Below are 20,796 nucleotides of genomic sequence, written 5' to 3' on the forward strand. Positions count from 1 at the left end.
GATTGTCATGAACACAGTAATGGCGGCGACCGGTTTTCTGACCGGCTATATCGTGCCCTTCGTCCTCGTACTTTCCCTGCTCGTTTTCGTCCATGAAATGGGCCACTACCTTGTCGGCCGCTGGAGCGGCATTCGCTCCACGGCCTTTTCCATCGGTTTCGGCCCGGAGCTGATTGGCTTTACCGACAGGCACGGCACGCGGTGGAAGATTTCCGCCATACCGCTCGGCGGCTATGTAAAATTCTTCGGCGACGAGGATGCATCCAGCAAGCCGGATAGTTCCGGCCTGTCGCACATGTCGCTTGAGGAGAGGGCGCAGACGCTTTCCGGCGCTAAGCTGTGGAAAAGGGCGGCGACGGTTGCCGCCGGACCTATTGCCAATTTCATTCTCGCCATTCTCATCTTCGCGGTCCTGTTCGGTGTCTATGGCCGTATGATCGCCGATCCGGTCGTGGCGGAAGTGCGTGAAAACAGCGCGGCTGCGGCCGCCGGCGTGCACCCCGGTGACCGCCTCGTTGCGATCGACGGTGAAAAGGTCAAGACGTTCGAGGACGTACGCCGTTATGTCGGCATCCGTCCGGGCACGCCGATCACCGTGACCGTCGAAAGGGCAGGCGAGGAGCTGAAGCTTCCGATGGTTCCGACCCGCACCGAAACCACGGACCAGTTCGGCAACAAACTGGAAATGGGCATCATCGGCATTGTCACCGACCAGAACAGCGGCAATTTCCGCCACATCGAGTATTCGCCGTCTGAGGCGCTGCTTGAGGGCGTGCGTGAAACTGGCCACGTCATCACCGGTACTTTCAACTACATCGGTAACCTCGTGACCGGGCGCATGAACGCCGATCAACTGGGCGGTCCAGTCCGCGTAGCACAGGCTTCCGGTCAGATGGCGACGCTCGGTATTTCGGCTGTCATCCAGCTTGCAGCGGTTCTTTCCGTATCGATCGGTCTTTTGAACCTGATGCCTGTGCCGGTTCTGGACGGCGGACATCTGGTGTTTTATGCAATCGAGGCCATCCGCGGCAGACCGCTTGGTGCCGGTGCGCAGGAGGTTGCGTTCCGTATCGGCATGGCAATGATTTTGGGTCTTATGGTTTTTGCAACATGGAATGATATCAGCAGCTTGATTGGCTGAGGATAGTGTTTTAACGGTTTTGTTAGTCGATTGTTTACCCTGTTTTTATCCCGAAGTGGCGAATGCGCCACTCTGGATCACGAAGTAAACAGAATTTAACGTTCTGACTTGCTTGTAGGGGAAAAGCAGGTAAAACGACGCACATGGCCGGAGTCGGGTTCCGCCCGCTGAGGGACAACGTAAAAAGGTAAGAATTGAAATGAAGGCTGGTTCAAGATTTTTGAACGCGGTGTCGGCGGTTGCGCTGTCTGCTGGTGTTTCTTCGGTTGCGGGCCTCGGCGTGCTTGCCTCTGCTGGTGCTGCGAATGCAGCCGTCATCAGCAAGATTGATGTTCGTGGCGCTGAGAGATCCGGTGCGGACTCCGTACGCTCCAACATCACCATTGCGCCGGGTAAGAACTTTTCCAATTCGGACATCGATGAATCGGTGAAGCGTCTTTACGCCACCGGTTACTTCTCGAATGTCTCCATGCGCGTTTCCGGCAGCACGCTGGTTGTAACGGTCAACGAAAACCAGCTCGTCAATCAGGTGGTTTTCAACGGTAACCGCAAGATCAAGGACGACAAGCTCGCTGGCGTCGTGCAGACCCAGCCGCTCGGCCCGTTCAATCAGGCAATCGTTACTGCCGATATCGCGCGCATCAAGGAAGCCTATTCCGCGATCGGCCGCAGCGACGTCGAAATCACCACCCAGACCGTTTCCGTTGGTCAGGGCCGTGTGAACATCGCTTTCGTCATTAACGAAGGCGAGCGCACGAAGATCGGCCGCATCGATTTTGTCGGCAACAATTCCTATAGCGACGGTCGTCTGGCCGCTGTCATCAATACCAAGAAGTCCAACATGCTGTCGTTCCTGACACGCAAGGACGTCTATAACGAGGACAAGCTGCGCGCCGACGAAGAGGCGCTGCGCCAGTTCTACTACAACCGTGGTTATGCCGACTTCCGGGTCGTGTCGTCCGACGCTGTGCTTGATGAGTCCAAGAACGAATACACCATCTCCATCACGGTCGACGAAGGCAAGAAGTACGACTTCGGCAACGTCGCAGTCGAATCGACTGTTCCGGGTATTGACGGCTCCGAGCTTCAGGGTCTCGTGGAAACCCGCCAGGGCGCTAGCTACAGCGCCAAGGAAGTCCAGCAGAGCATGGAAGCGATTTCCAAGCGCGTTGCCGGTGAGGGGTATCCTTTCGCCCGTGTAACGCCGCGCGGCGACCGCGATATGTCCGGTAACACCATCGGTGTGACCTATATCGTCGATCAGGGCGAGCGCGCCTATGTCGAGCGTATCGAAATCCGTGGCAACACGCGTACGCGTGACTACGTCATTCGCCGCGAGTTCGATATTTCCGAAGGCGATGCTTTCAACCAGACGGTCATCACGGCTGCCAAGCGCCGTCTTGAAGCGCTCGGTTACTTCTCGAAGGTCAATGTCTCGACTGCCGGCGGTAGCGCGCCTGATCGCGTCGTCATCGTTGTCGACGTTGAAGATCAGTCGACAGGTTCGTTCGGTATCGGTGCGGGTTACTCGCAGAACGACGGTGTGCTGCTTGAAGCATCGATCGAAGAGAAGAACTTCCTCGGTCGTGGCCAGTACATTCGTCTCGCCGCCGGTGCGGGTGAAGACGATGCACGCAGCTACACGCTGTCCTTCACCGAGCCGTATTTCCTTGGTTACCGTCTGGCCGCAGGTTTCGACCTGTTCAAGAGCCAGAGCCGCAGCGAAGACTATTACGATTACGACGAGCAGGGCTTCGCACTGCGCGTGACTGCGCCGATCACCGAGAACCTCTCGACGACGTTCAAGTACACCTACAAGCAGCTCAACTACGACGGTGAGGGCGATTGGGAAACCGGCAGCAATCTTGCCGAGCCCTATAAGGCTCTGATCCGTGGCGGTGACTGGACACAGTCCATCATCTCCAACACGCTGAACTACAATACGCTCGACGACCGCAACATGCCGCGCGAAGGCTGGCAGGCTGCCTTGACGAACGAATTTGCAGGCCTCGGCGGCGATTCCGAATATTACAAGATCTACGCCAAGGCGCGCTTCTACTACACGCTTTCGGACGAGTACGATGTTATCGGCTCGCTCACCGGTCAGGCGGGTCACGTCGTTCCGACGGGCGACAATCTGCTGGTGTTCGATCAGTTCAAGTTCGGTGGTCGTCAGGTTCGTGGCTTCAAGAACGATGGTATTGGCCCGCGTATCGGTTCCGACTCCATCGGTGGCACGACCTACTTCGCGGCTTCTGCTGAAGTCACGGCTCCGATGCCAGGTGTTCCGGAAGATTTCGGCCTCCGTCTCGCCGGTTTCGTCGATGCCGGTACGCTGTACGGCAACAAGGTTGCAAACAGCGCAGGCGTGAAGGATGACAACTCCATCCGCGCATCCGCCGGTATCGGCGTGATGTGGGCATCGCCCTTCGGCCCGATCCGCGTCGACTATGCGGTTCCGATCGCCAAGGAAGACTACGACGAGGAACAGCGTTTCCGGTTTGGCATGTCCAACACTTTCTGATATCGGCAGTCCAGAACTGCAACTTTGAACGTTCTGGAGTGTCCGGCTAATGGAATACAACGCGTTTTTTCCGCCCCACGAGGGACTGCGATTGAAAGACATCGCAGACCGTTTTGGGGCGGAACTGTCTGATGAGGCGGCGGGAGAACGGATCATCAGATCCGTTGCGCCGGTCTACCGGGCAAAACCCGACCAGCTCTGCTATATTCTTTCTCGCAAGAACCGCGATGAGTTGCCGACCTGTGAGGCTGGCGCCGTCATTTGTGACGCCGCACTTGCGGATATGCTGCCGTCTCACATCCCGGCGCTGATATCGAAAAACCCGCACACGCTTTTTGCGCAGGTAGGTGCCTTGTTGCATCCCGCCGCGATGCGTCCCGGTACGATTGTGGTGATGGAAGCTGAAGTTTCCCATACCGCGCATGTCGATCCGTCTGCAAAGCTGGAAGCTGGCGTGATTGTCGAGCCGCTCGCCGTGATTGGCGCTGGTGCCCATATCGGCGCCGGTACGCGGATCGGGCCTGGTGTCATCATCGGCGCGGATGTTCAGGTGGGGCGTGATTGCACGATTGCCGGCGGCGCGAGCATTCTTGCCGCTCTCATCGGCAACAATGTGATTATTCACAACGGAGCGCGCATCGGTCAGGACGGGTTCGGTTATGCGCCCGGTCCGCGCGGCATGCTGAAAATCGTGCAGATCGGCCGGGTTATCATTCAGGATAATGTTGAGATCGGCGCTAATACGACGATCGACCGTGGCACGATGGACGATACGGTCATCGGCGAAGGTACCAAGATCGACAATCAGGTTCAGATCGGCCACAACGTCCGCATCGGCCGCCATTGCGGCATCGTCAGCAAGGTCGGCATTGCGGGCAGCACCCGCATCGGCGATGGTGTGATGATCGGCGGCGCGGCGGGTATCAACGGCCATATCACTATTGGTGACGGCGTGCAGATTGCGGCGATGAGCGGTGTTGTCGCCGACGTTCCGGCCGGCGCCCGTTATGGTGGGACGCCAGCGCGTCCGATGAAGTATTTCCTGCGCGACATGGCCGATATTCTGGCACGCGCTGAAGGGCGTGATAAAAAAACAGGAGAAAAAAACGATGACTGAAGAAACCAAGACGACGCTCGGCGCGGCTGACATTCTGGAAGTCATGAAGCTTTTGCCGCATCGTTACCCGTTCTTGCTCATCGACAAGATCATCGAGATCGATGGTAATAATTCGGCGATTGGCATCAAGAACGTGACGGTCAACGAACCGCATTTCACCGGTCATTTCCCGGATCGCCCGATCATGCCGGGCGTTTTGATCGTCGAGGCCATGGCCCAGACGGCAGGTGCGATCTGCGCCCGCAGCCAGGGTGAGGGCGGTTATCTCGTCTATTTCATGACAATCGACAACGCGCGCTTCCGCAGACCCGTCGTTCCCGGCGATCGTCTGGAAATTCACGTGGTCAAGCAGCGCCAGCGGGGCAATGTCTTCAAATTTCATTGCGAGGCCAAGGTCGAAGGCGCGCTGGTGGCGGAAGCTGACGTCGGTGCGATGATGATCCCCGAGGACCAGCAATGAGCACTATTGCGGCTTCGGCAAAAATTCACCCGACCGCCGTTGTAGAAGACGGCGCGGTTATCGGTGAAAATGTCGTCATCGGTGCCCTGAGCTATGTCGGCGCGAAAGTTACTCTGCAAGACGAGGTCACGCTGCACAATCATGCCGTCGTCTCCGGTCTCACCGTCATTGGCCGTGGTTCGGTCATCCATCCAATGGCCGTTATTGGCGGTACACCGCAGGCAATTCGCCACGATGGCTCGGAAACGACGCTCGAGATCGGTGCGCGCTGCATCATGCGCGAAGGCGTTACGATGAATGCGGGCAGCTCCGACGGCAGCGGCAAGACGATTGTCGGCGATGACAACCTGTTCCTCGCCAATTCGCATGTGGCGCATGATTGTCGCCTCGGCAGCCATATCATCCTGTCGAACAATGTGATGCTGGCGGGACATGTCACCATTGAGGACCGCGCTATCCTGGGCGGCGGCTGTGCCGTGCACCAGTTCACTCGAATCGGTCGTCAGGCCTTTATCGGCGGGTTGTCGGCGGTCAATTATGACGTCATTCCCTATGGCATGCTGAACGGTAATCCCGGCATTCTCGGCGGGCTGAATGTCGTTGGCATGACGCGTTCCGGTATCGACCGCGCGGATATTCACAAGGTCAGGCGTGTCTTCAAGCAGATATTCGAAGGCGAAGGCGCCATCCGCAGCAATGCGGCTGCGATTGACCGCGCAGAATATCTCGATTGCCCCCAGGTCATCGAAATCCTCGATTTCATCGGTGCGGACAGCGACCGCGCGCTTTCTTCGCCAAACCGGGGCAAGTGAGCCGTGACAGGCGGCGGGCGTCTCGCCATCGTGGCCGGCAGCGGCCAGCTGCCGCTGCATGTCGCGGCGGCCGCGCGCGAGATGGGGGAGAACCCCTTCATTGTACAGCTACGCGATGATTCCCAGTTTGACTGGAGCGGTTTCGACAATGCGGTGATTAGCGTCGGCGATGTCGCCGGGCTTGGTCGCCTGCTGCGCGAAAACCAGGTGGACCGCGTCGTGCTTTCCGGCGCCGTGGCGCGGCGCCCTGAATGGCGGGAAATCCGCCCCACGATCGGCATATTGCTGAAACTGCCATCCATCGTCCGCACCCTGCTGTCGAGCGGCGATGACGCCGTTTTACAGATGGTCATCAAGGTCATCGGCACGCTTGGGGCAAAAGTCATTGGCGCCCACGAGATCGCACCCGGTCTGCTTGCTACGACCGGCCCTTTCGGTGCGCATAAACCTGCTGAAGACGATCTGCGCGACATACGCAAGGCCGCGCAGGCCGCACTGGCACTCGGCACGCTTGATGTCGGGCAGGGTGCAGTCGCCGTTGGCGGCCGTATCGTTGCACTGGAGGGCGTCGAGGGCACAGACGCGATGCTGGCGCGTGTCGCGGCATTACGCGCTGAGGGCCGCATCTCGACCCGTCGCAAGGGTGTTTTGGTGAAGCTCTGCAAGCCGCAGCAGGATATCCGCGCTGACTTGCCGACCATCGGCGTGGAAACGGTGGAGAACGCGCATAAGGCCGGGCTGGCGGGGATCGCCGTTGAAGCCGGGCGCGCGCTGGTACTTGATCGCGATGAGATGTTGAAGGCGGCAGATCAGGCCGGCATATTCGTGTGCGGTATCGATACGTCACTCGGTGAAGACATGATGGGCGGAGACATGGTGGGATGACGGCAACATTGAAGGTGGCGGTTATAGCCGGCGAGGTATCCGGCGATCTTCTGGGTGCCGATCTCATCCGGTCCCTGAAAGGCCATTATTCGGGTTCTGTCGAGCTGATGGGCGTCGGCGGTGAGGCTCTGGAGGCGCAGGGGCTGGTTTCGCTGTTCGATTATTCCGAACTCTCCATCATGGGCTTCACGCAGGTTCTGAAGAAGCTGCCGAAGCTGATTTCGCGGATCAACCAGACTGCGCAGGCAATCATTGTCGCAAAGCCGGATATTCTGCTGATCATCGACAGCCCGGATTTCACCCATCGTGTTGCGAAAAAAGTCCGCAAACAATTGCCGCATCTGCCGGTCGTCAATTATGTCTGCCCCAGCGTCTGGGCGTGGAAGGAATATCGCGCCACTGCGATGTTGTCCTATGTCGATCACGTTCTGGCCCTGCTTCCATTCGAGCCGGAGGCGATGCGGCGTCTCGGCGGCCCACCGACAACCTTTGTCGGCCATCGCCTCAGCGTCGATCAAGACGTGCTCTCCGTGCGGCAGAGGCGGGCTGAGCGGCCCCTGCCTGCCAACGGCGAACCGAAAACTATTCTGCTCCTGCCGGGGTCACGTTCCACCGAAACGACCCGGTTGATGGAGCCGTTTCAGGAAGCGGCAAAAGCATATGTCGAGCGCAACGGCCCGACGAAGTTTCTGCTGCCGACAGTGCCGCGCCAGGAAAACCGCATCCGCGAACTGGCGGCAACATGGCCGCAGGATATCAGGCCTGAAATCGGCATCGATCCCGCCTTCAAGTGGAATGCATTTGCGCGCGCCGATGCGGCGATTGCCGCGTCCGGCACCGTTATTCTCGAGCTCGCGCTCGTCGGCGTACCAACCATATCGGTCTACAAGACCGACTGGATTTTCACGATGCTGAGCAAGCGGGTGAAAACCTGGACAGGTGCGCTTCCGAACCTGATTGCCGACTATGTCGTGGTGCCGGAATATTTCAACGAGGTGGTACGGGCAGGGTCGATGTTGCGTTGGGCCGAGCGGCTCTCATCCGACACCACCGAACGGCGGGCGATGCTGGAAGGCTATGCTCTTGTGCAGGAGCGTTTGCACACAGAAGTGCCTCCTGGCGAAACCGGCGCCCTTATCCTTCTCGATGTGCTGAACAGCCGCAAACGGCAAGGCTGAACCGGTAGCGATCCTGTCTGCTTCCTGGGGTCGGCAGGGCAGGTTTCGCTATTCTTATCGATGATCATATCCAACAAAAAAGCCGGCGGATAAAACCCGCCGGCTTTTTTATGTTGGTTGGTTTCCCGGCTTAACGCTTGGAAACCGGAACGTAGTCACGCTTGCCGGCGCCCGTGTAGAGCTGGCGCGGACGGCCGATGCGCTGCTGCGGATCCTCGATCATTTCGTTCCACTGCGCGATCCAGCCGACGGTGCGGGCCAGTGCGAACAGCACGGTAAACATGGTCGTGGGGAAGCCAAGCGCCTTCAGCGTGATACCCGAATAGAAGTCGACGTTCGGGTACAGCTTCTTCTCGACGAAATAAGGATCGGAAAGAGCGATCTTTTCGAGTTCGAGCGCGACCTGCATGATCGGATCGTCGGAGTTGCCGGTGGCTTCCAGCACTTCGTACATCGTCTTCTGCATGATCTTGGCGCGCGGGTCGTAGTTCTTGTACACGCGGTGGCCAAAGCCCATCAGGCGGAACGGATCGTTCTTGTCCTTGGCGCGGGCAATGTACTCCGGAATGCGGTCAACCGTGCCGATTTCGTTGAGCATGTTGAGCGCCGCTTCGTTGGCGCCGCCATGTGCCGGACCCCAGAGGCAGGCGATGCCCGCTGCAATACAGGCGAACGGGTTTGCACCCGACGAACCGGCAAGACGCACCGTGGAGGTGGAAGCGTTCTGTTCGTGATCCGCATGCAGGATGAAGATGCGGTCCATGGCGCGAGCCAGAACCGGATCGACCTTGTACTCTTCGCAAGGCACGGCAAAGCACATGTGCAGGAAGTTGGAAGCGTAATCGAGGTCGTTCTTCGGGTAAACGAAGGGCTGGCCGATATGGTACTTGTAGGCCATGGCGGCGATCGTCGGCATTTTCGCGATCATCCGCAGCGAAGCGACCATGCGCTGGTGCGGATCCGTAATGTCCGTCGAGTCGTGATAGAAGGCCGACAGAGCGCCGACCGTGCCGCACATGACAGCCATCGGATGTGCGTCGCGACGGTAGCCGGTGAAGAAGCGGCTCATCTGCTCGTGCACCATGGTGTGGCGCGTTACGCGGGTGTCGAAGTCCTTCTTCTGCGCAGCTGTCGGCAATTCTCCGTAAAGCAGCAGATAGCAGGTTTCCAGGAAGTCGCCCTGTTCGGCAAGCTGCTCAATGGGGAAGCCGCGGTGCAGAAGAACGCCTTCGTCACCATCGATATAGGTGATCTTGGATTCGCAGGAGGCTGTCGAGGTGAAGCCGGGGTCGTAGGTGAAGGAGCCCGTGTGCTTGTACAGCGTGGCGATATCGACGACGCTTGGTCCAATCGTGCCTTCCCTGACCGGGAGTTCGACCTGTTTTTCGCCAAGTGTCACTGTAGCGCTTTTTTCCGTCATACTGATCCTCCGAAAACATGCGGGTGGGGGCGTTGAGATACGCCCCGCGGTTAAGCGTCTACCGATTAGCTATATGATCCTTGCGCGGATGCCAAGCTATCCAAAGGTCAAATTGTGCATTGCGGCAAACGCAATCGCGTTGCTTCAGGCTTTCCCGGCAGCAGCAATTCAATCTCGGTCAACGCATCGTTAAAGTAAAGGATTGCAATCCCCAGCGCTGGTCTGCAAACCTGTTTTTGGTGCGGCAAGGGGCGGTGGGGATTGCTCGGTCAAGGGGAAAAACAGCATTTCGAATATGCTAAAACGATGCAGGGAGACTTGCCCGGCACACGGGAAATTCTGTTTCCTCTCCGCCGAAGCAGTGATGCGGCAACATATGACACTCCCGCCATTATTCCCGAGATTAACCGCAACACTACCGTGGCCGAAAAAATCGCCATGTGCCTGGCCGAGGAGCGCGCATTCGGCCACGATTTTCTTTTCATTCCCGTTTCCATCGGCTGCGGCGCGGTACTCTGGTTTTCTCTAGATGCCACGCCTTCCCCGGTCGTTTTGATTGCCACATTTCTTTTTGTCGCCGTTCTGGCGCTCTTTGTGAGATATAAAGCTGGCATTGCGGCGGCGGTTTGCGGCCCTTTCGCTTTTCTATTGCTGGGCATGCTTCTGGCAGATTTCGAAACCCGAAGGGCAGGGACCGTGGTGCTGGATACCCCCGTCACCACCACCATCACCGGCACCGTGGCGCGCCGGGAGGTCGATGCACGCGGCTACTGGCGATATGTCGTCGATCTGACCGCAACAGCGGACCCGACATTGTCGCGTCCGCCGCAGAGGATATCGGTGCTTTCGCGTGGCGGAGGCGAGCCGATCGCACTCGGCGCAACCCTTCGCGGCAAGGTCCGCCTCTCGCCGCCATCCGGCCCGGCCTTACCGGGACTGAACGACTTCGCCTTCACGTCCTATTTCAAAGGCATAGGCGCGACCGGTTTCTTTTATAAATCACCGCAGGCGCTTGTATCACCCGTTGGTGACGCAAGGCCTGACAAGGGTTGGTTGGAATGGGCCGATATGCGGCTTTACGGCCTTCGCAGCGCAATTGCCGAACGCATCCGCACCACCATCGGCGGTGATGCCGGAGCCTTCGCCGCCTCCATCATCACCGATGAGAGACAGGCCATATCGGCGGAGACGATGGAGGCGTTGCGGCTCTCCGGCCTTGCCCATATCGTTGCCATATCCGGGCTCAACATGGCACTGGCCTCCGGCATATTCTTTGTTGGCCTGAGACTGGCTTTCAGCCTGTTTCCCGCCTTTGCGCAGCGCTGGCCGGTCAAGAAGATCGCGGCTTTCGCGGCACTGCTGATGACGCTTGCCTATTATCTGATTTCCGGTTTCGCCGTTTCCGCCGAGCGTGCCTGGCTGATGATGTCTGTGATGCTGATCGCGGTCCTTTTCGATCAGCCATCACTCAGCCTCAGAAACGTTGCCATTTCCGCCCTGATCATTCTGGCTTTCTCGCCCTCGGAAATCATGGGTCCGAGTTTTCAGATGTCATTTGCGGCCACCATAGCGCTTGTTTCGGCCTATGCCTTCTGGAGCCGTTGGCGCACGGATCGCGAGCGGCTGTTCATCGGGCGCAAGCCCGCATGGCTGAAGGTGGCGGAAATGATGGGCGCGGTCATTGGCGGCGTTATCACGACGTCGCTGATCGGGGGCCTTTCTACGGCGATCTATTCGGCCGAACATTTTCACCGTGTCACCACCTATGGACTGTTCGCCAATCTGGCTGCAATGCCGCTCATGTCGCTGATCGTCATGCCATTCGCTCTTATCGCCATGCTGCTGATGCCCTTCGGGCTCGATGCGCCGTTCCTGAAGATCATGGGTTATGGCATGGCACTCGTCATCGAGGTTGCAAACGAGGTGGCCTCCTGGGGCGGCAGCGCAGCGACTGGGCGTCCGCACGGCTGGTTTATCGGTTTGGCTTCGGTGGGTTTCCTGCTGCTGACATTGCTGCGCAGCCGGCTTGCGCTTCTTGGCATCCCGTTTCTGCTCTTCGCCTTCGGTGTGTCGGCAGTTACGGCCTATCGTGATCTGCCGGATCTATTGATTCACGAGGACGGCGACTTGGTGGCACTCCTGGAGGACGGCAAGGTCTCAACCACAAAAGCCCGTCCGCAGGGCTTCGTTTACGGCCAGTGGCAAAGGGCGCTGCTGCTGCCGGAAAAAACCGTGCCGCCAGATTTTATAAATGGTGAGAGCATGGCAAATACTGCTGGTTCTGACTCGAGATCGAAACTGTCGCCGGAAGACATGGCTGTCGTGGTACGCGAGATGACGGCGGCGCTCAAAGACGCCAAAGCTGGCGTCTTCACCTGCAGGAAAGACATATGGTGCGTAGCGAGCGCCGCAAGCGGAGAGTGGATCGTCGTTCTGGAAGATGGCCGCTTCGCGGGAAAAGCCTGCGATATTGCCGATATCGTCGTTGTTTCCCGCAGAACCTCTTTTTCTAAGTGCCGCTCGGGTGCACTCCTGCTCAGCCGTGACATCTTGCGGCGTCTCGGTTCTGTGGAAATAGATTTTGCCGACAAGAGGGAGGAGGGTGTGGCGAGCGGGTTGCGCGCCGCAATCGCCGGAACGGACAGGCCCTGGAGCCAGCACCGTTATTACGACTGGAAAAGCGGACGTTTCGACCGTGATCTGCCGCAGCCCATCGTCCGGCTGCTGGCGGCGTCGCAATGACCGCCGTCAGCATGGATCATCGGGCCTTGGCGCGCAAATCTTCAGTCAATTCGCCGATCCCGCCAACTTCCTCTTCATGACCAGCGTCGCGCCAGCTCTCCTTCAAACCGGCCTCGTACCATTCTTGCATGGCAGGTAGGGCGAGCAGCCGGTCGCAATAGGCTTTCGCTGCTGGCGAAAGATCCGCGCTGCCATAGGTCTGGAAACGGAATGCAACCGGGCAGAAGAAAGCATCGACCGCCGTGAACTTTTGACCGGCAAGATATGGCCCGCCGAATTTTGTGAGACCCTCGCTCCACAACGCATCGATCCGCTTTATATCGGCTTTAAGCCCGGAATCGCCGCCCCTGGGTTTGACCCGAATGCCCACCGACATGGGATAGAGATTGCGCAGCGAGGAAAAGCCGGCATGCATCTCACTTGCGGCCGAACGCGACCAGGCCCTCGCATGCTTGTCGCTTGCCCAGACGCTCTGGTGTCTTTCAGCAAGATATTCGACGATCGAAAGCGTTTCCCAAACCGTCATACCCTCGTCGACCAGGCAGGGCACCTTGCCCGTCGGCGAAAAGGAGGAGAAGGAGACGCCTTCGCCGAACGGAATGAGCTTTTCATCAAAGGCGATACCGAGCGTGCGCATCAATACCCACGGCCGCAGCGACCATGAAGAATAGTTCTTGTTGGCTATATAAAGATCGTACATGGCGTATCTCCCGGATATGACGCGTATTTCTACACCTGCCAAGCGTTCACGGAATATCGAAAATTATCCATGGCTCCCATAAACGCCGTTGATGAATGGTGATGTGGGGTCACTGAGAGCGCGCCTTGCGATAAGTCACCCTTTGGTGACCACTAAACTGACTGCGCAACACGACAGAACAACGTCGCTAAAAAACAGCGGATGGGATCGCTTCGACAATTACAGCGAACAGCCCATTCGCCACCACGCCTGTAGCGAAACCGAAGCATCTTTATGGAGCAGGAACTTAGTTTGGAAAGGGCAACGCGCATAGGCTGAATGGCGCATATCCTCGTGCACCCGCTAAAGCACGCCACGTTTGGAAACAGCCAAACCATATATAGGCGCCATCTTCACGATGACGCCTAATGTAAAGTGAGCACGTTCGGTTCGATAAGATCAATGGTAGCGGCGGATCAGCCCCACCAGCTTGCCCTGAATTTTCACCCGGTCGGGCCCGAAAATACGGGTCTCATAGGCTGGGTTTGCCGCCTCGAGCGCAATGGAGGCACCCTTGCGGCGGAAGCGCTTCAGCGTGGCTTCCTCGTCATCCACCAGAGCCACAACGATATCCCCGGGATTGGCGGTGTTGCCGTTGCGGATGATGACTGTGTCGCCGTCGAAAATGCCGGCCTCGATCATCGAATCACCCTTGACCTCAAGAGCGTAATGTTCGCCCGTGCCAAGCATGTCTACTGGCACGGCCACATCATGGGTGTTGTTCTGAATGGCGGAAATCGGCACGCCCGCAGCGATGCGGCCCATGACCGGCACGGTGACAGCCCCGCCCAGATCGTTGGCCGGCGTCTTGGGGGCAGGGGCCGGTTCCGGCGTTTTGGGTTTGCCAAGGCTGCCTTCGATAACGCTTGGCGAAAAGCCGCGCTGCGGCCTTGCGCCCGGCGTATAAGCCTCGGGCAGCTTGATGACTTCCAGCGCCCGAGCTCTATTCGGTAGCCGACGAATGAACCCGCGCTCTTCGAGAGCGGTTATCAGGCGGTGGATGCCGGATTTCGAAGCAAGATCGAGTGCGTCCTTCATTTCATCGAAGGAGGGCGGCACGCCGGACTCTTTCATTCGTTCATGAATGAAGAGAAGCAATTCCTGCTGTTTGCGCGTGAGCATGAGGAAAACACCCTTTAGAATCGTAGTGGAAGTCGCGAAACAAATACAGAACGAACACTATATGTTCCATATGTGTTCTGCAATCCCCTAAAATTTCGTGAAGGTGCCATTTATTGCTGTGATGATTTGCCTCATAGCACGCAATTGTGCTTTTGTGCGGTCAAAACCGTCCCGGCATGCTCCGGGCGGAAGGCCAGCAGGATACATGTCATGACGAAACCCTATAGCGTTGACCATCTCGTTTTGCCCGTGGAAGTCATAGGCGTCGCCGTGAAGCGCCTCGTCAGTCTTGGCTTTACGGTTGCGCCGGAGGCTCTGCACCCTTTCGGCACCCAAAATGCCTGCGTATTTTTCGCCGATGGCACCTATCTGGAGCCGCTCGCAATTGCTGATCCGGCTAAATATAATGCGTCAATAGAGGGGGGTGATGTGTTCACCGGCAGGGATGTGGCCTTCCGGCAACGGGACGGGCAGGAGGGTTTTTCGGCTCTTGTCGCCAGGACTAAAGACGCCTTGGTTGACCATGAGCGGTTTCGGGCAGCCGGCCTTTCGGCGGGCGATGTTTTCGAGTTTTCGCGGCCTGTTCGGATGCCGGATGGCTCGCAAGGCGAGGCGGCGTTCCGGCTGGCTTTTGCGGCAAGCGGGGCGGCCGCGGATTTCTTTTTGTTCAGTTGTCAACGGCTTCAAGCCCTTCCGGGCGATCGCACCATGCTTGAGCGCCACGCCAATGGTGTCACCGGCCTGAGTGAAATCGTCCTGTTTACCGGCGGCGATGCGAAGGTGGCGGGCCTGATCGAGACGGTGTTTGGCTGTGAAGGTAAATGGTCTCCGCGCGGTGATATGGTTTTCGCGACCGGCAATGCCAGCATCAGATTGACCGGAAAACCGCCTTTCGGCGGGCAGGCCCTGAGTGCTCAGGATGGCAACGAAGGCGGATTGCGCGGCGCGGGCATCGTCTTTTCGTCACACGATCTTGCCGTGACAGAGGCGGTGCTTGCTGCTAATGGCGTGTCCTGCGCAAAAGCGGACGGCCGTCTGGTGGTGCCCGCAGCACCCGGTCAGGGCGTTGCCTTCGCCTTCGAGGAAAAATGATGAGCGTTACGAACAATCTTAAAGTCACTGCCGGCGACGGCGCCAGCAAGGTTTCCTTCTCGAATACTGAGCGGTTTTCGCTGATTGCCGGTCCCTGCCAGATGGAAAGCCGCGAACATGCCTTCATGATCGCTGGCGTCCTGAAGGAGCTTTGCGACAAGCTGGGAATAGGGCTTGTCTACAAGTCCTCTTTCGACAAGGCGAACCGCACTTCGCTTTCCGGAAAACGCGGCATCGGCCTGGATAACGCGATGCAGGTTTTTACCGATCTCAAAAAGGAATTCGGTTTTCCTGTTCTGACCGACATCCACACGGAAGAGCAATGCGCCATCGTTTCCGAGGTAGTGGACGTGCTGCAGATCCCGGCGTTCCTCAGCCGCCAGACCGATCTTCTCGTTGCTGCCGCCAAAACCGGCCGCGTCATCAACGTCAAGAAAGGCCAGTTTCTGGCGCCCTGGGACATGAAGAACGTGCTTGCCAAGCTCAATGAGAGCGGCAATCCGAATGTGATGTTGTGCGAGCGCGGCGCGTCCTTCGGTTACAACACGCTGGTTTCCGACATGCGCTCTTTGCCGATCATGGCAGCGCTCGGCGCACCTGTCGTGTTCGATGCCACCCATTCGGTGCAGCAGCCGGGCGGGCAGGGCGGCTCCACAGGTGGCCAGCGCGAATTCGTCGAGACGTTGGCGCGTGCGGCCGTTGCGGTTGGCGTGGCCGGCCTCTTCATCGAGACGCATGAGGATCCGGACAATGCGCCGTCAGACGGCCCTAACATGGTCCATCTGAAGGACATGCCGAAAATGCTCGAAAAGCTTCTGGCTTTCGACGCGATTACGAAAGCCTGATCGGCTGACCGTGACGGCGGGCACTTTTGTGCCAATCGATTTTAATGGCGGGCGGGCCGTTTCCGCTGCCCACCGTCATTGTAATTTCTTCGCCATCGTCTAAGACAGGCGACGGAAAATATCTGTTCCATTCCCAAGGGAGAGACCATGACTGCCATTACCGATATCATCGCGCGCGAAATTCTCGACAGCCGCGGCAATCCGACCGTTGAAGTCGACGTTTATCTCGAAGACGGCTCCATGGGCCGTGCCGCCGTTCCCTCCGGCGCCTCCACCGGCGCGCATGAGGCGGTTGAGCTGCGCGATGGCGGCAAGCGTTATCTCGGCAAGGGCGTGGAAAAGGCGGTCGAAGCCGTCAATACAGAAATCTTCGACGCGATTGGCGGTTTCGACGCTGAAAACCAGATCCAGATCGACCAGATGATGATCGCGCTCGACGGCACGCCGAACAAGTCGCGCATCGGCGCCAACGCCATCCTCGGCGTGTCGCTCGCCGTTGCGAAGGCTGCCGCTGAAGCCTCCGGCCTGCCGCTTTACCGCTATGTCGGCGGCCCGAACGCGCATCTGCTGCCGGTTCCGATGATGAACATCATCAACGGCGGCGCGCATGCCGATAACCCCATCGACTTCCAGGAATTCATGATCCTGCCGGTCGGCGCAGAAAATATTCGCGAAGCCGTGCGCATGGGCTCCGAAGTCTTCCATACGCTGAAAAAAGAACTGTCCGCACAGGGCCACAACACCAATGTCGGCGATGAGGGCGGTTTTGCACCGGGTCTCGAAAGCGCGCCGGCAGCACTCGATTTCATCATGAAGTCGATCGAAAAGGCTGGCTACCGTCCGGGCGACGACATGTTCATCGGTCTCGACTGTGCGGCGACCGAGTTCTTCAAGAACGGCAATTACGTTTATGAAGGCGAAGGCAAGACCCGTTCGCCGGTCGAGCAGGCCGAATACCTGGCCGAACTCGTGGCGAAATATCCGATCATCTCCGTCGAAGACGGCATGGCTGAAGACGACTGGGATGGCTGGAAGGCGCTGACCGATCTCATTGGCAACAAGTGCCAGCTGGTGGGCGACGATCTTTTCGTCACCAACTCCGCCCGCCTTCGCGACGGTATCAAGATGGGTGTCGCCAACTCCATCCTCGTCAAGGTCAACCAGATCGGTTCGCTTTCCGAGACGCTGGACGCAGTCGAAACCGCGCACAAGGCAGGTTACACCGCCGTCATGTCGCACCGTTCGGGCGAAACGGAAGATTCCACCATCGCCGATCTCGCGGTCGCAACCAACTGCGGTCAGATCAAGACCGGCTCGCTTGCCCGTTCCGACCGGCTCGCAAAGTACAACCAGCTTATCCGCATTGAAGAGATGCTGGGCCCACAGGCTGCTTACGCCGGCCGTTCGATCCTGCGCGGATAATTCGCGTTCGGGTTTCGCGATATGGCCCGCCGCCTGGCGGGCCAGTCTCAGGGATGGGCGGTTTATCCGCACTGCTCACTCCCGAGTTGATCCGGGGTTTAGTCAGCCCAGGTCCCTGGGTTGAAAGGACTCTTTTCACGGCGAAGACGCGCTGTGGCTTGATGCCGGATCACGCTCGGCATAACGAACTCTCTCTGATATCGTCGTCATTATTAGCCCGCCTCTGGCGGGCTTTTTTGTGTCTATCAGTCGCGCGGAATTTAAGGTCAACGGATAGTTAAACAATCCGCATTAGTCTCGAGACTCACATTATGCGTTTTAAGGCTTCTCTCCGGCATGTGGACCAGACATCATAAAAAGAGACGATTCGGCCGTTTGATCGTTCCGGCCATTACGATCGCTTTTCTTTCCTATTTCGGGTATCATTCCATCCACGGCGACTTCGGCCTTCAGGCGACGGAGCGGCTGGAGCGGCAGCGTATTGCCAGAACGGCAGAGCTTGCCAAGCTGACGCAGGCGCGCGTTGCGCTGGAGCGGCAGGTCGAATTATTGAGCGACGGTTCTCTCGAACGTGACATGATTGACGAGATTTCCCGTTATCAGTTGAATATGTCCCGTACGGACGAAATTGTCATCATGAATACCTACTTCTAATTAACCGAAATCAAGTTAATTAATGATTTGTGATTTATTCACAGCACTTTAGCGTGAATATGTGCCATGCGTTTAAAGCATTGCTGCATGGCATTTTCTTGCATATGGTACGCGCCAATCTATCCATTCAAACGGCAACTCAGGGAGGGATGAATGGCGCCGCGAAAAACCGCGTCCGTATCCGGCCGAAAGACAACGGCAAAGGCTGCAGGCGAATTCACCGGTAAGAACAGCCCGGACTTTTCGAAGGAAGAAGAGCTTCACGCCTATCGTGAGATGCTTCTCATCCGTCGCTTCGAGGAAAAAGCCGGCCAGCTTTACGGCATGGGCTTCATCGGTGGTTTCTGTCACCTCTACATCGGTCAGGAAGCCGTTGTTGTCGGCATGCAGATGTCTCAGAAGGAAGGCGATCAGGTCATCACCGCTTACCGTGACCACGGCCATATGTTGGCTCTGGGCATGAGCGCGCGTGGCGTCATGGCTGAGTTGACCGGCCGCAAGGGCGGCCTGTCGAAAGGCAAGGGCGGCTCGATGCACATGTTCTCCAAGGAGAAGCATTTCTACGGCGGCCACGGCATCGTCGGTGCGCAGGTTTCGCTCGGAACCGGTCTTGCCTTCGCCAATAAATATCGCGGCAACGACAATGTCTCCGTGACCTATTTCGGTGACGGCGCCGCCAACCAGGGTCAGGTCTACGAGAGCTTCAATATGGCCGCTCTCTGGAAACTGCCGATCATCTATATCGTTGAAAACAACCGTTACGCCATGGGCACCTCGACCGCCCGCGCCACCGCACAGTCGAACTATTCGCTGCGTGGCCAGTCCTTCGGCATTCCCGGCATTCAGGTGGATGGCATGGATGTGCGCGCCGTAAAGGCCGCCGCCGATCAGGCGCTGGAACATTGCCGCTCTGGCAAGGGTCCGATCATTCTGGAAATGCTGACCTACCGTTACCGCGGTCACTCCATGTCCGACCCGGCGAAATACCGTTCGAAAGACGAAGTGCAGAAGATGCGCTCCGAACATGACCCGATTGAGCAGGTCAAGGCACGGCTTCTGGAGCAGGGCTGGGCAAGCGAAGACGAACTCAAGGCCATCGACAAGGATGTCCGTGATATCGTCGCCGATAGCGCAGACTTCGCCCAGAACGACCCAGAGCCGGATGTATCCGAGCTCTACACCGACATTCTGCTCTGATCGGGAAAGGGAAACCCATGCCAGTAGAAATTCTTATGCCCGCCCTTTCCCCGACCATGGAGGAAGGCACGCTTTCCAAATGGCTTAAAAAGGAAGGCGACAAGGTCACTTCCGGCGACGTGATTGCCGAGATCGAGACCGACAAGGCGACCATGGAAGTGGAAGCTGTGGATGAAGGTGTTATCGGCAAGCTGCTGATCGACGCCGGCACCGAAGGCGTCAAGGTCAACACGCCGATCGCCGTTCTCATCCAGGAAGGCGAAAGCGCTGCCGACATTTCTTCTTCCGCCAAGAAAGAAGAGCCGAAGGCTGAAGCTGCAAATTCCGATTCGGATGCCGCAGGCGGCAAGACCCGCGAAGCATCCGAGGAGCCGAGCGCTGCCAAGGAAGCTGCAAAGGTTCCGGCAGCACCTAAGATCGAAGTCGCTGCCGATCCGGATATTCCTGAAGGCACCGAAATGGTGATGACGACGGTGCGTGAAGCGCTGCGCGACGCGATGGCCGAAGAAATGCGCGCCGACGAAAAAGTCTTCGTCATGGGTGAGGAAGTCGCCGAATATCAGGGCGCCTACAAGATTACCCAAGGCCTGTTGCAGGAATTCGGCGAACGCCGCGTCATCGACACCCCGATCACCGAGCACGGTTTTGCCGGTATCGGCGTCGGTGCGGCAATGACGGGCCTGCGGCCCATCGTCGAATTCATGACCTTCAACTTCGCCATGCAGGCGATCGACCAGATCGTCAACTCGGCGGCGAAGACGCTTTACATGTCGGGCGGCCAGATGGGTGCGCCGATGGTGTTCCGTGGCCCCTCGGGTGCTGCTGCCCGCGTTGGCGCTCAGCATTCGCAATGTTACGCCGCATGGTACAGCCATATTCCGGGCCTCAAGGTCGTCATGCCCTACACGGCAGCGGACGCCAAGGGTCTCCTGAAGGCAGCCATCCGTGACCCGAACCCGGTCATCTTCCTTGAGAATGAAATTCTCTACGGCCAGAGCTTCGAAGTGCCGAAGCTCGACGATTTCGTGCTGCCGATCGGCAAGGCGCGCATTCACCGCAAGGGCAAGGATGCGACGATCGTTTCCTTCGGCATCGGCATGACCTACGCAATCAAGGCTGTTGCGGAACTCGAAAAGCTCGGCATCGACGTCGAACTGATCGACCTGCGCACCATCCGCCCGATGGATCTGCCCACCGTCATCGAATCGGTCAAGAAGACCGGTCGTCTGGTCACCGTCGAGGAAGGCTTCCCGCAGTCATCGGTTGGTGACTTCATCGCCAACCAGGTCATGCGTGCCGCTTTCGACTATCTCGATGCGCCGATCCTGACGATTGCCGGCAAAGACGTTCCGATGCCTTACGCGGCAAACCTCGAAAAGCTGGCTTTGCCGAACGTCGATGAAGTCGTTCAGGCCGTCAAAACCGTCTGCTACAAGTAAGGGGAGG

Annotated in this window: 17 protein-coding genes; 14 read left to right on the forward strand and 3 right to left on the reverse strand. The window is 58.2% G+C overall.

Annotation, left to right across the window (positions count from 1 at the left end; all coding sequences use genetic code 11):
* Nucleotides 1-19: 19 nt before the first annotated feature.
* The 7 genes from rseP to lpxB all read left to right on the forward strand — a co-directional run bounded on the left by rseP (nucleotide 20) and on the right by lpxB (nucleotide 8,117).
* A complete protein-coding gene (gene rseP / locus ACQZ6D_RS01840; RefSeq protein WP_019565535.1) occupies nucleotides 20-1,141 on the forward strand; it encodes an RIP metalloprotease RseP in 1,122 nt (373 codons plus the stop codon).
* A 199-nt stretch (nucleotides 1,142-1,340) separates the two neighbouring features.
* The gene (gene bamA, locus ACQZ6D_RS01845; RefSeq protein WP_065704631.1) at nucleotides 1,341-3,665 is read left to right on the forward strand and encodes an outer membrane protein assembly factor BamA; all 2,325 of its coding nucleotides are present in this window, start codon (nucleotides 1,341-1,343) and stop codon (nucleotides 3,663-3,665) included.
* A gap of 49 nt (nucleotides 3,666-3,714) precedes the next feature.
* On the forward strand, nucleotides 3,715-4,782 hold the full coding sequence (gene lpxD / locus ACQZ6D_RS01850) for a UDP-3-O-(3-hydroxymyristoyl)glucosamine N-acyltransferase (protein ID WP_013636019.1): 1,068 nt from the start codon (nucleotides 3,715-3,717) through the stop codon (nucleotides 4,780-4,782).
* The gene (gene fabZ / locus ACQZ6D_RS01855) at nucleotides 4,775-5,242 is read left to right on the forward strand and encodes a 3-hydroxyacyl-ACP dehydratase FabZ (RefSeq protein ID WP_013636020.1); all 468 of its coding nucleotides are present in this window, start codon (nucleotides 4,775-4,777) and stop codon (nucleotides 5,240-5,242) included. Before lpxD ends, fabZ begins: the two co-directional genes overlap by 8 nt.
* Entirely contained in the window at nucleotides 5,239-6,054 is an 816-nt protein-coding gene (lpxA, locus tag ACQZ6D_RS01860) for an acyl-ACP--UDP-N-acetylglucosamine O-acyltransferase (protein WP_013636021.1), read from the forward strand. Before fabZ ends, lpxA begins: the two co-directional genes overlap by 4 nt.
* 3 nt (nucleotides 6,055-6,057) lie before the next feature.
* The gene (locus ACQZ6D_RS01865; RefSeq protein WP_003512855.1) at nucleotides 6,058-6,939 is read left to right on the forward strand and encodes an LpxI family protein; all 882 of its coding nucleotides are present in this window, start codon (nucleotides 6,058-6,060) and stop codon (nucleotides 6,937-6,939) included.
* Nucleotides 6,936-8,117, forward strand: coding sequence for a lipid-A-disaccharide synthase (gene lpxB / locus ACQZ6D_RS01870; RefSeq protein WP_111828834.1), 1,182 nt, complete (start codon nucleotides 6,936-6,938; stop codon nucleotides 8,115-8,117). Before ACQZ6D_RS01865 ends, lpxB begins: the two co-directional genes overlap by 4 nt.
* 130 nt (nucleotides 8,118-8,247) lie before the next feature.
* On the opposite strand, the gene gltA is transcribed toward lpxB, so the two are convergent.
* Complete coding sequence (gene gltA / locus ACQZ6D_RS01875; RefSeq protein ID WP_003496202.1) at nucleotides 8,248-9,537, reverse strand: citrate synthase; 1,290 nt, start codon at nucleotides 9,535-9,537, stop codon at nucleotides 8,248-8,250.
* Between the two features lie 306 nt (nucleotides 9,538-9,843).
* Here gltA and ACQZ6D_RS01880 point away from each other — a divergent pair, with 306 nt between their 5' ends.
* A complete protein-coding gene (locus ACQZ6D_RS01880; protein ID WP_065704626.1) occupies nucleotides 9,844-12,279 on the forward strand; it encodes a ComEC/Rec2 family competence protein in 2,436 nt (811 codons plus the stop codon).
* Between the two features lie 16 nt (nucleotides 12,280-12,295).
* Here the strand turns inward: ACQZ6D_RS01880 and ACQZ6D_RS01885 are convergent, their stop codons facing one another.
* Together ACQZ6D_RS01885 and lexA are read right to left on the reverse strand one after the other, a co-directional pair.
* Nucleotides 12,296-12,979, reverse strand: a complete 684-nt coding sequence (locus ACQZ6D_RS01885; RefSeq protein ID WP_065704624.1) for a glutathione S-transferase family protein — start codon at nucleotides 12,977-12,979, stop codon at nucleotides 12,296-12,298.
* Nucleotides 12,980-13,417: 438 nt separating this feature from the next.
* Nucleotides 13,418-14,140: a transcriptional repressor LexA gene (lexA, locus tag ACQZ6D_RS01890; protein WP_003512859.1), complete on the reverse strand. Its 723-nt coding sequence runs from the start codon at nucleotides 14,138-14,140 to the stop codon at nucleotides 13,418-13,420.
* 210 nt (nucleotides 14,141-14,350) lie between these two features.
* Here lexA and ACQZ6D_RS01895 point away from each other — a divergent pair, with 210 nt between their 5' ends.
* The 6 genes from ACQZ6D_RS01895 to ACQZ6D_RS01920 all read left to right on the forward strand — a co-directional run bounded on the left by ACQZ6D_RS01895 (nucleotide 14,351) and on the right by ACQZ6D_RS01920 (nucleotide 20,789).
* Nucleotides 14,351-15,232: a VOC family protein gene (locus ACQZ6D_RS01895; RefSeq protein WP_065704622.1), complete on the forward strand. Its 882-nt coding sequence runs from the start codon at nucleotides 14,351-14,353 to the stop codon at nucleotides 15,230-15,232.
* Nucleotides 15,232-16,077 carry a 3-deoxy-8-phosphooctulonate synthase gene (gene kdsA / locus ACQZ6D_RS01900; RefSeq protein WP_065704620.1) on the forward strand — a complete coding sequence of 282 codons (846 nt, stop codon included), beginning with the start codon at nucleotides 15,232-15,234 and terminating at the stop codon, nucleotides 16,075-16,077. Before ACQZ6D_RS01895 ends, kdsA begins: the two co-directional genes overlap by 1 nt.
* 147 nt (nucleotides 16,078-16,224) lie before the next feature.
* The gene (gene eno, locus ACQZ6D_RS01905) at nucleotides 16,225-17,499 is read left to right on the forward strand and encodes a phosphopyruvate hydratase (protein ID WP_448729588.1); all 1,275 of its coding nucleotides are present in this window, start codon (nucleotides 16,225-16,227) and stop codon (nucleotides 17,497-17,499) included.
* Between the two features lie 336 nt (nucleotides 17,500-17,835).
* On the forward strand, nucleotides 17,836-18,153 hold the full coding sequence (locus ACQZ6D_RS01910; RefSeq protein WP_003512872.1) for an FtsB family cell division protein: 318 nt from the start codon (nucleotides 17,836-17,838) through the stop codon (nucleotides 18,151-18,153).
* Between the two features lie 153 nt (nucleotides 18,154-18,306).
* Nucleotides 18,307-19,350: a pyruvate dehydrogenase (acetyl-transferring) E1 component subunit alpha gene (gene pdhA / locus ACQZ6D_RS01915; protein WP_003512874.1), complete on the forward strand. Its 1,044-nt coding sequence runs from the start codon at nucleotides 18,307-18,309 to the stop codon at nucleotides 19,348-19,350.
* A gap of 17 nt (nucleotides 19,351-19,367) precedes the next feature.
* Nucleotides 19,368-20,789 carry a pyruvate dehydrogenase complex E1 component subunit beta gene (locus tag ACQZ6D_RS01920; RefSeq protein ID WP_003512876.1) on the forward strand — a complete coding sequence of 474 codons (1,422 nt, stop codon included), beginning with the start codon at nucleotides 19,368-19,370 and terminating at the stop codon, nucleotides 20,787-20,789.
* Nucleotides 20,790-20,796 lie beyond the last annotated feature (7 nt).

Source organism: Agrobacterium sp. 22-3639C2 (assembly GCF_053522105.1).

Bases quoted from the DNA above. Each gene is read 5' to 3' on its own strand.
- fabZ (WP_013636020.1), top strand. From the start codon at position 4,775: ATGACTGAAGAAACCAAGACGACGCTCGGCGCGGCTGACATTCTGGAA.
- lexA (WP_003512859.1), bottom strand. From the start codon at position 14,140: ATGCTCACGCGCAAACAGCAGGAATTGCTTCTCTTCATTCATGAACGA.
- lpxD (WP_013636019.1), top strand. From the start codon at position 3,715: ATGGAATACAACGCGTTTTTTCCGCCCCACGAGGGACTGCGATTGAAA.
- kdsA (WP_065704620.1), top strand. From the start codon at position 15,232: ATGAGCGTTACGAACAATCTTAAAGTCACTGCCGGCGACGGCGCCAGC.
- bamA (WP_065704631.1), top strand. From the start codon at position 1,341: ATGAAGGCTGGTTCAAGATTTTTGAACGCGGTGTCGGCGGTTGCGCTG.
- rseP (WP_019565535.1), top strand. From the start codon at position 20: ATGGCGGCGACCGGTTTTCTGACCGGCTATATCGTGCCCTTCGTCCTC.
- eno (WP_448729588.1), top strand. From the start codon at position 16,225: ATGACTGCCATTACCGATATCATCGCGCGCGAAATTCTCGACAGCCGC.
- gltA (WP_003496202.1), bottom strand. From the start codon at position 9,537: ATGACGGAAAAAAGCGCTACAGTGACACTTGGCGAAAAACAGGTCGAA.
- ACQZ6D_RS01885 (WP_065704624.1), bottom strand. From the start codon at position 12,979: ATGTACGATCTTTATATAGCCAACAAGAACTATTCTTCATGGTCGCTG.
- ACQZ6D_RS01910 (WP_003512872.1), top strand. From the start codon at position 17,836: ATGTGGACCAGACATCATAAAAAGAGACGATTCGGCCGTTTGATCGTT.
- lpxB (WP_111828834.1), top strand. From the start codon at position 6,936: ATGACGGCAACATTGAAGGTGGCGGTTATAGCCGGCGAGGTATCCGGC.
- ACQZ6D_RS01920 (WP_003512876.1), top strand. From the start codon at position 19,368: ATGCCAGTAGAAATTCTTATGCCCGCCCTTTCCCCGACCATGGAGGAA.
- ACQZ6D_RS01880 (WP_065704626.1), top strand. From the start codon at position 9,844: ATGCAGGGAGACTTGCCCGGCACACGGGAAATTCTGTTTCCTCTCCGC.
- pdhA (WP_003512874.1), top strand. From the start codon at position 18,307: ATGGCGCCGCGAAAAACCGCGTCCGTATCCGGCCGAAAGACAACGGCA.
- lpxA (WP_013636021.1), top strand. From the start codon at position 5,239: ATGAGCACTATTGCGGCTTCGGCAAAAATTCACCCGACCGCCGTTGTA.
- ACQZ6D_RS01895 (WP_065704622.1), top strand. From the start codon at position 14,351: ATGACGAAACCCTATAGCGTTGACCATCTCGTTTTGCCCGTGGAAGTC.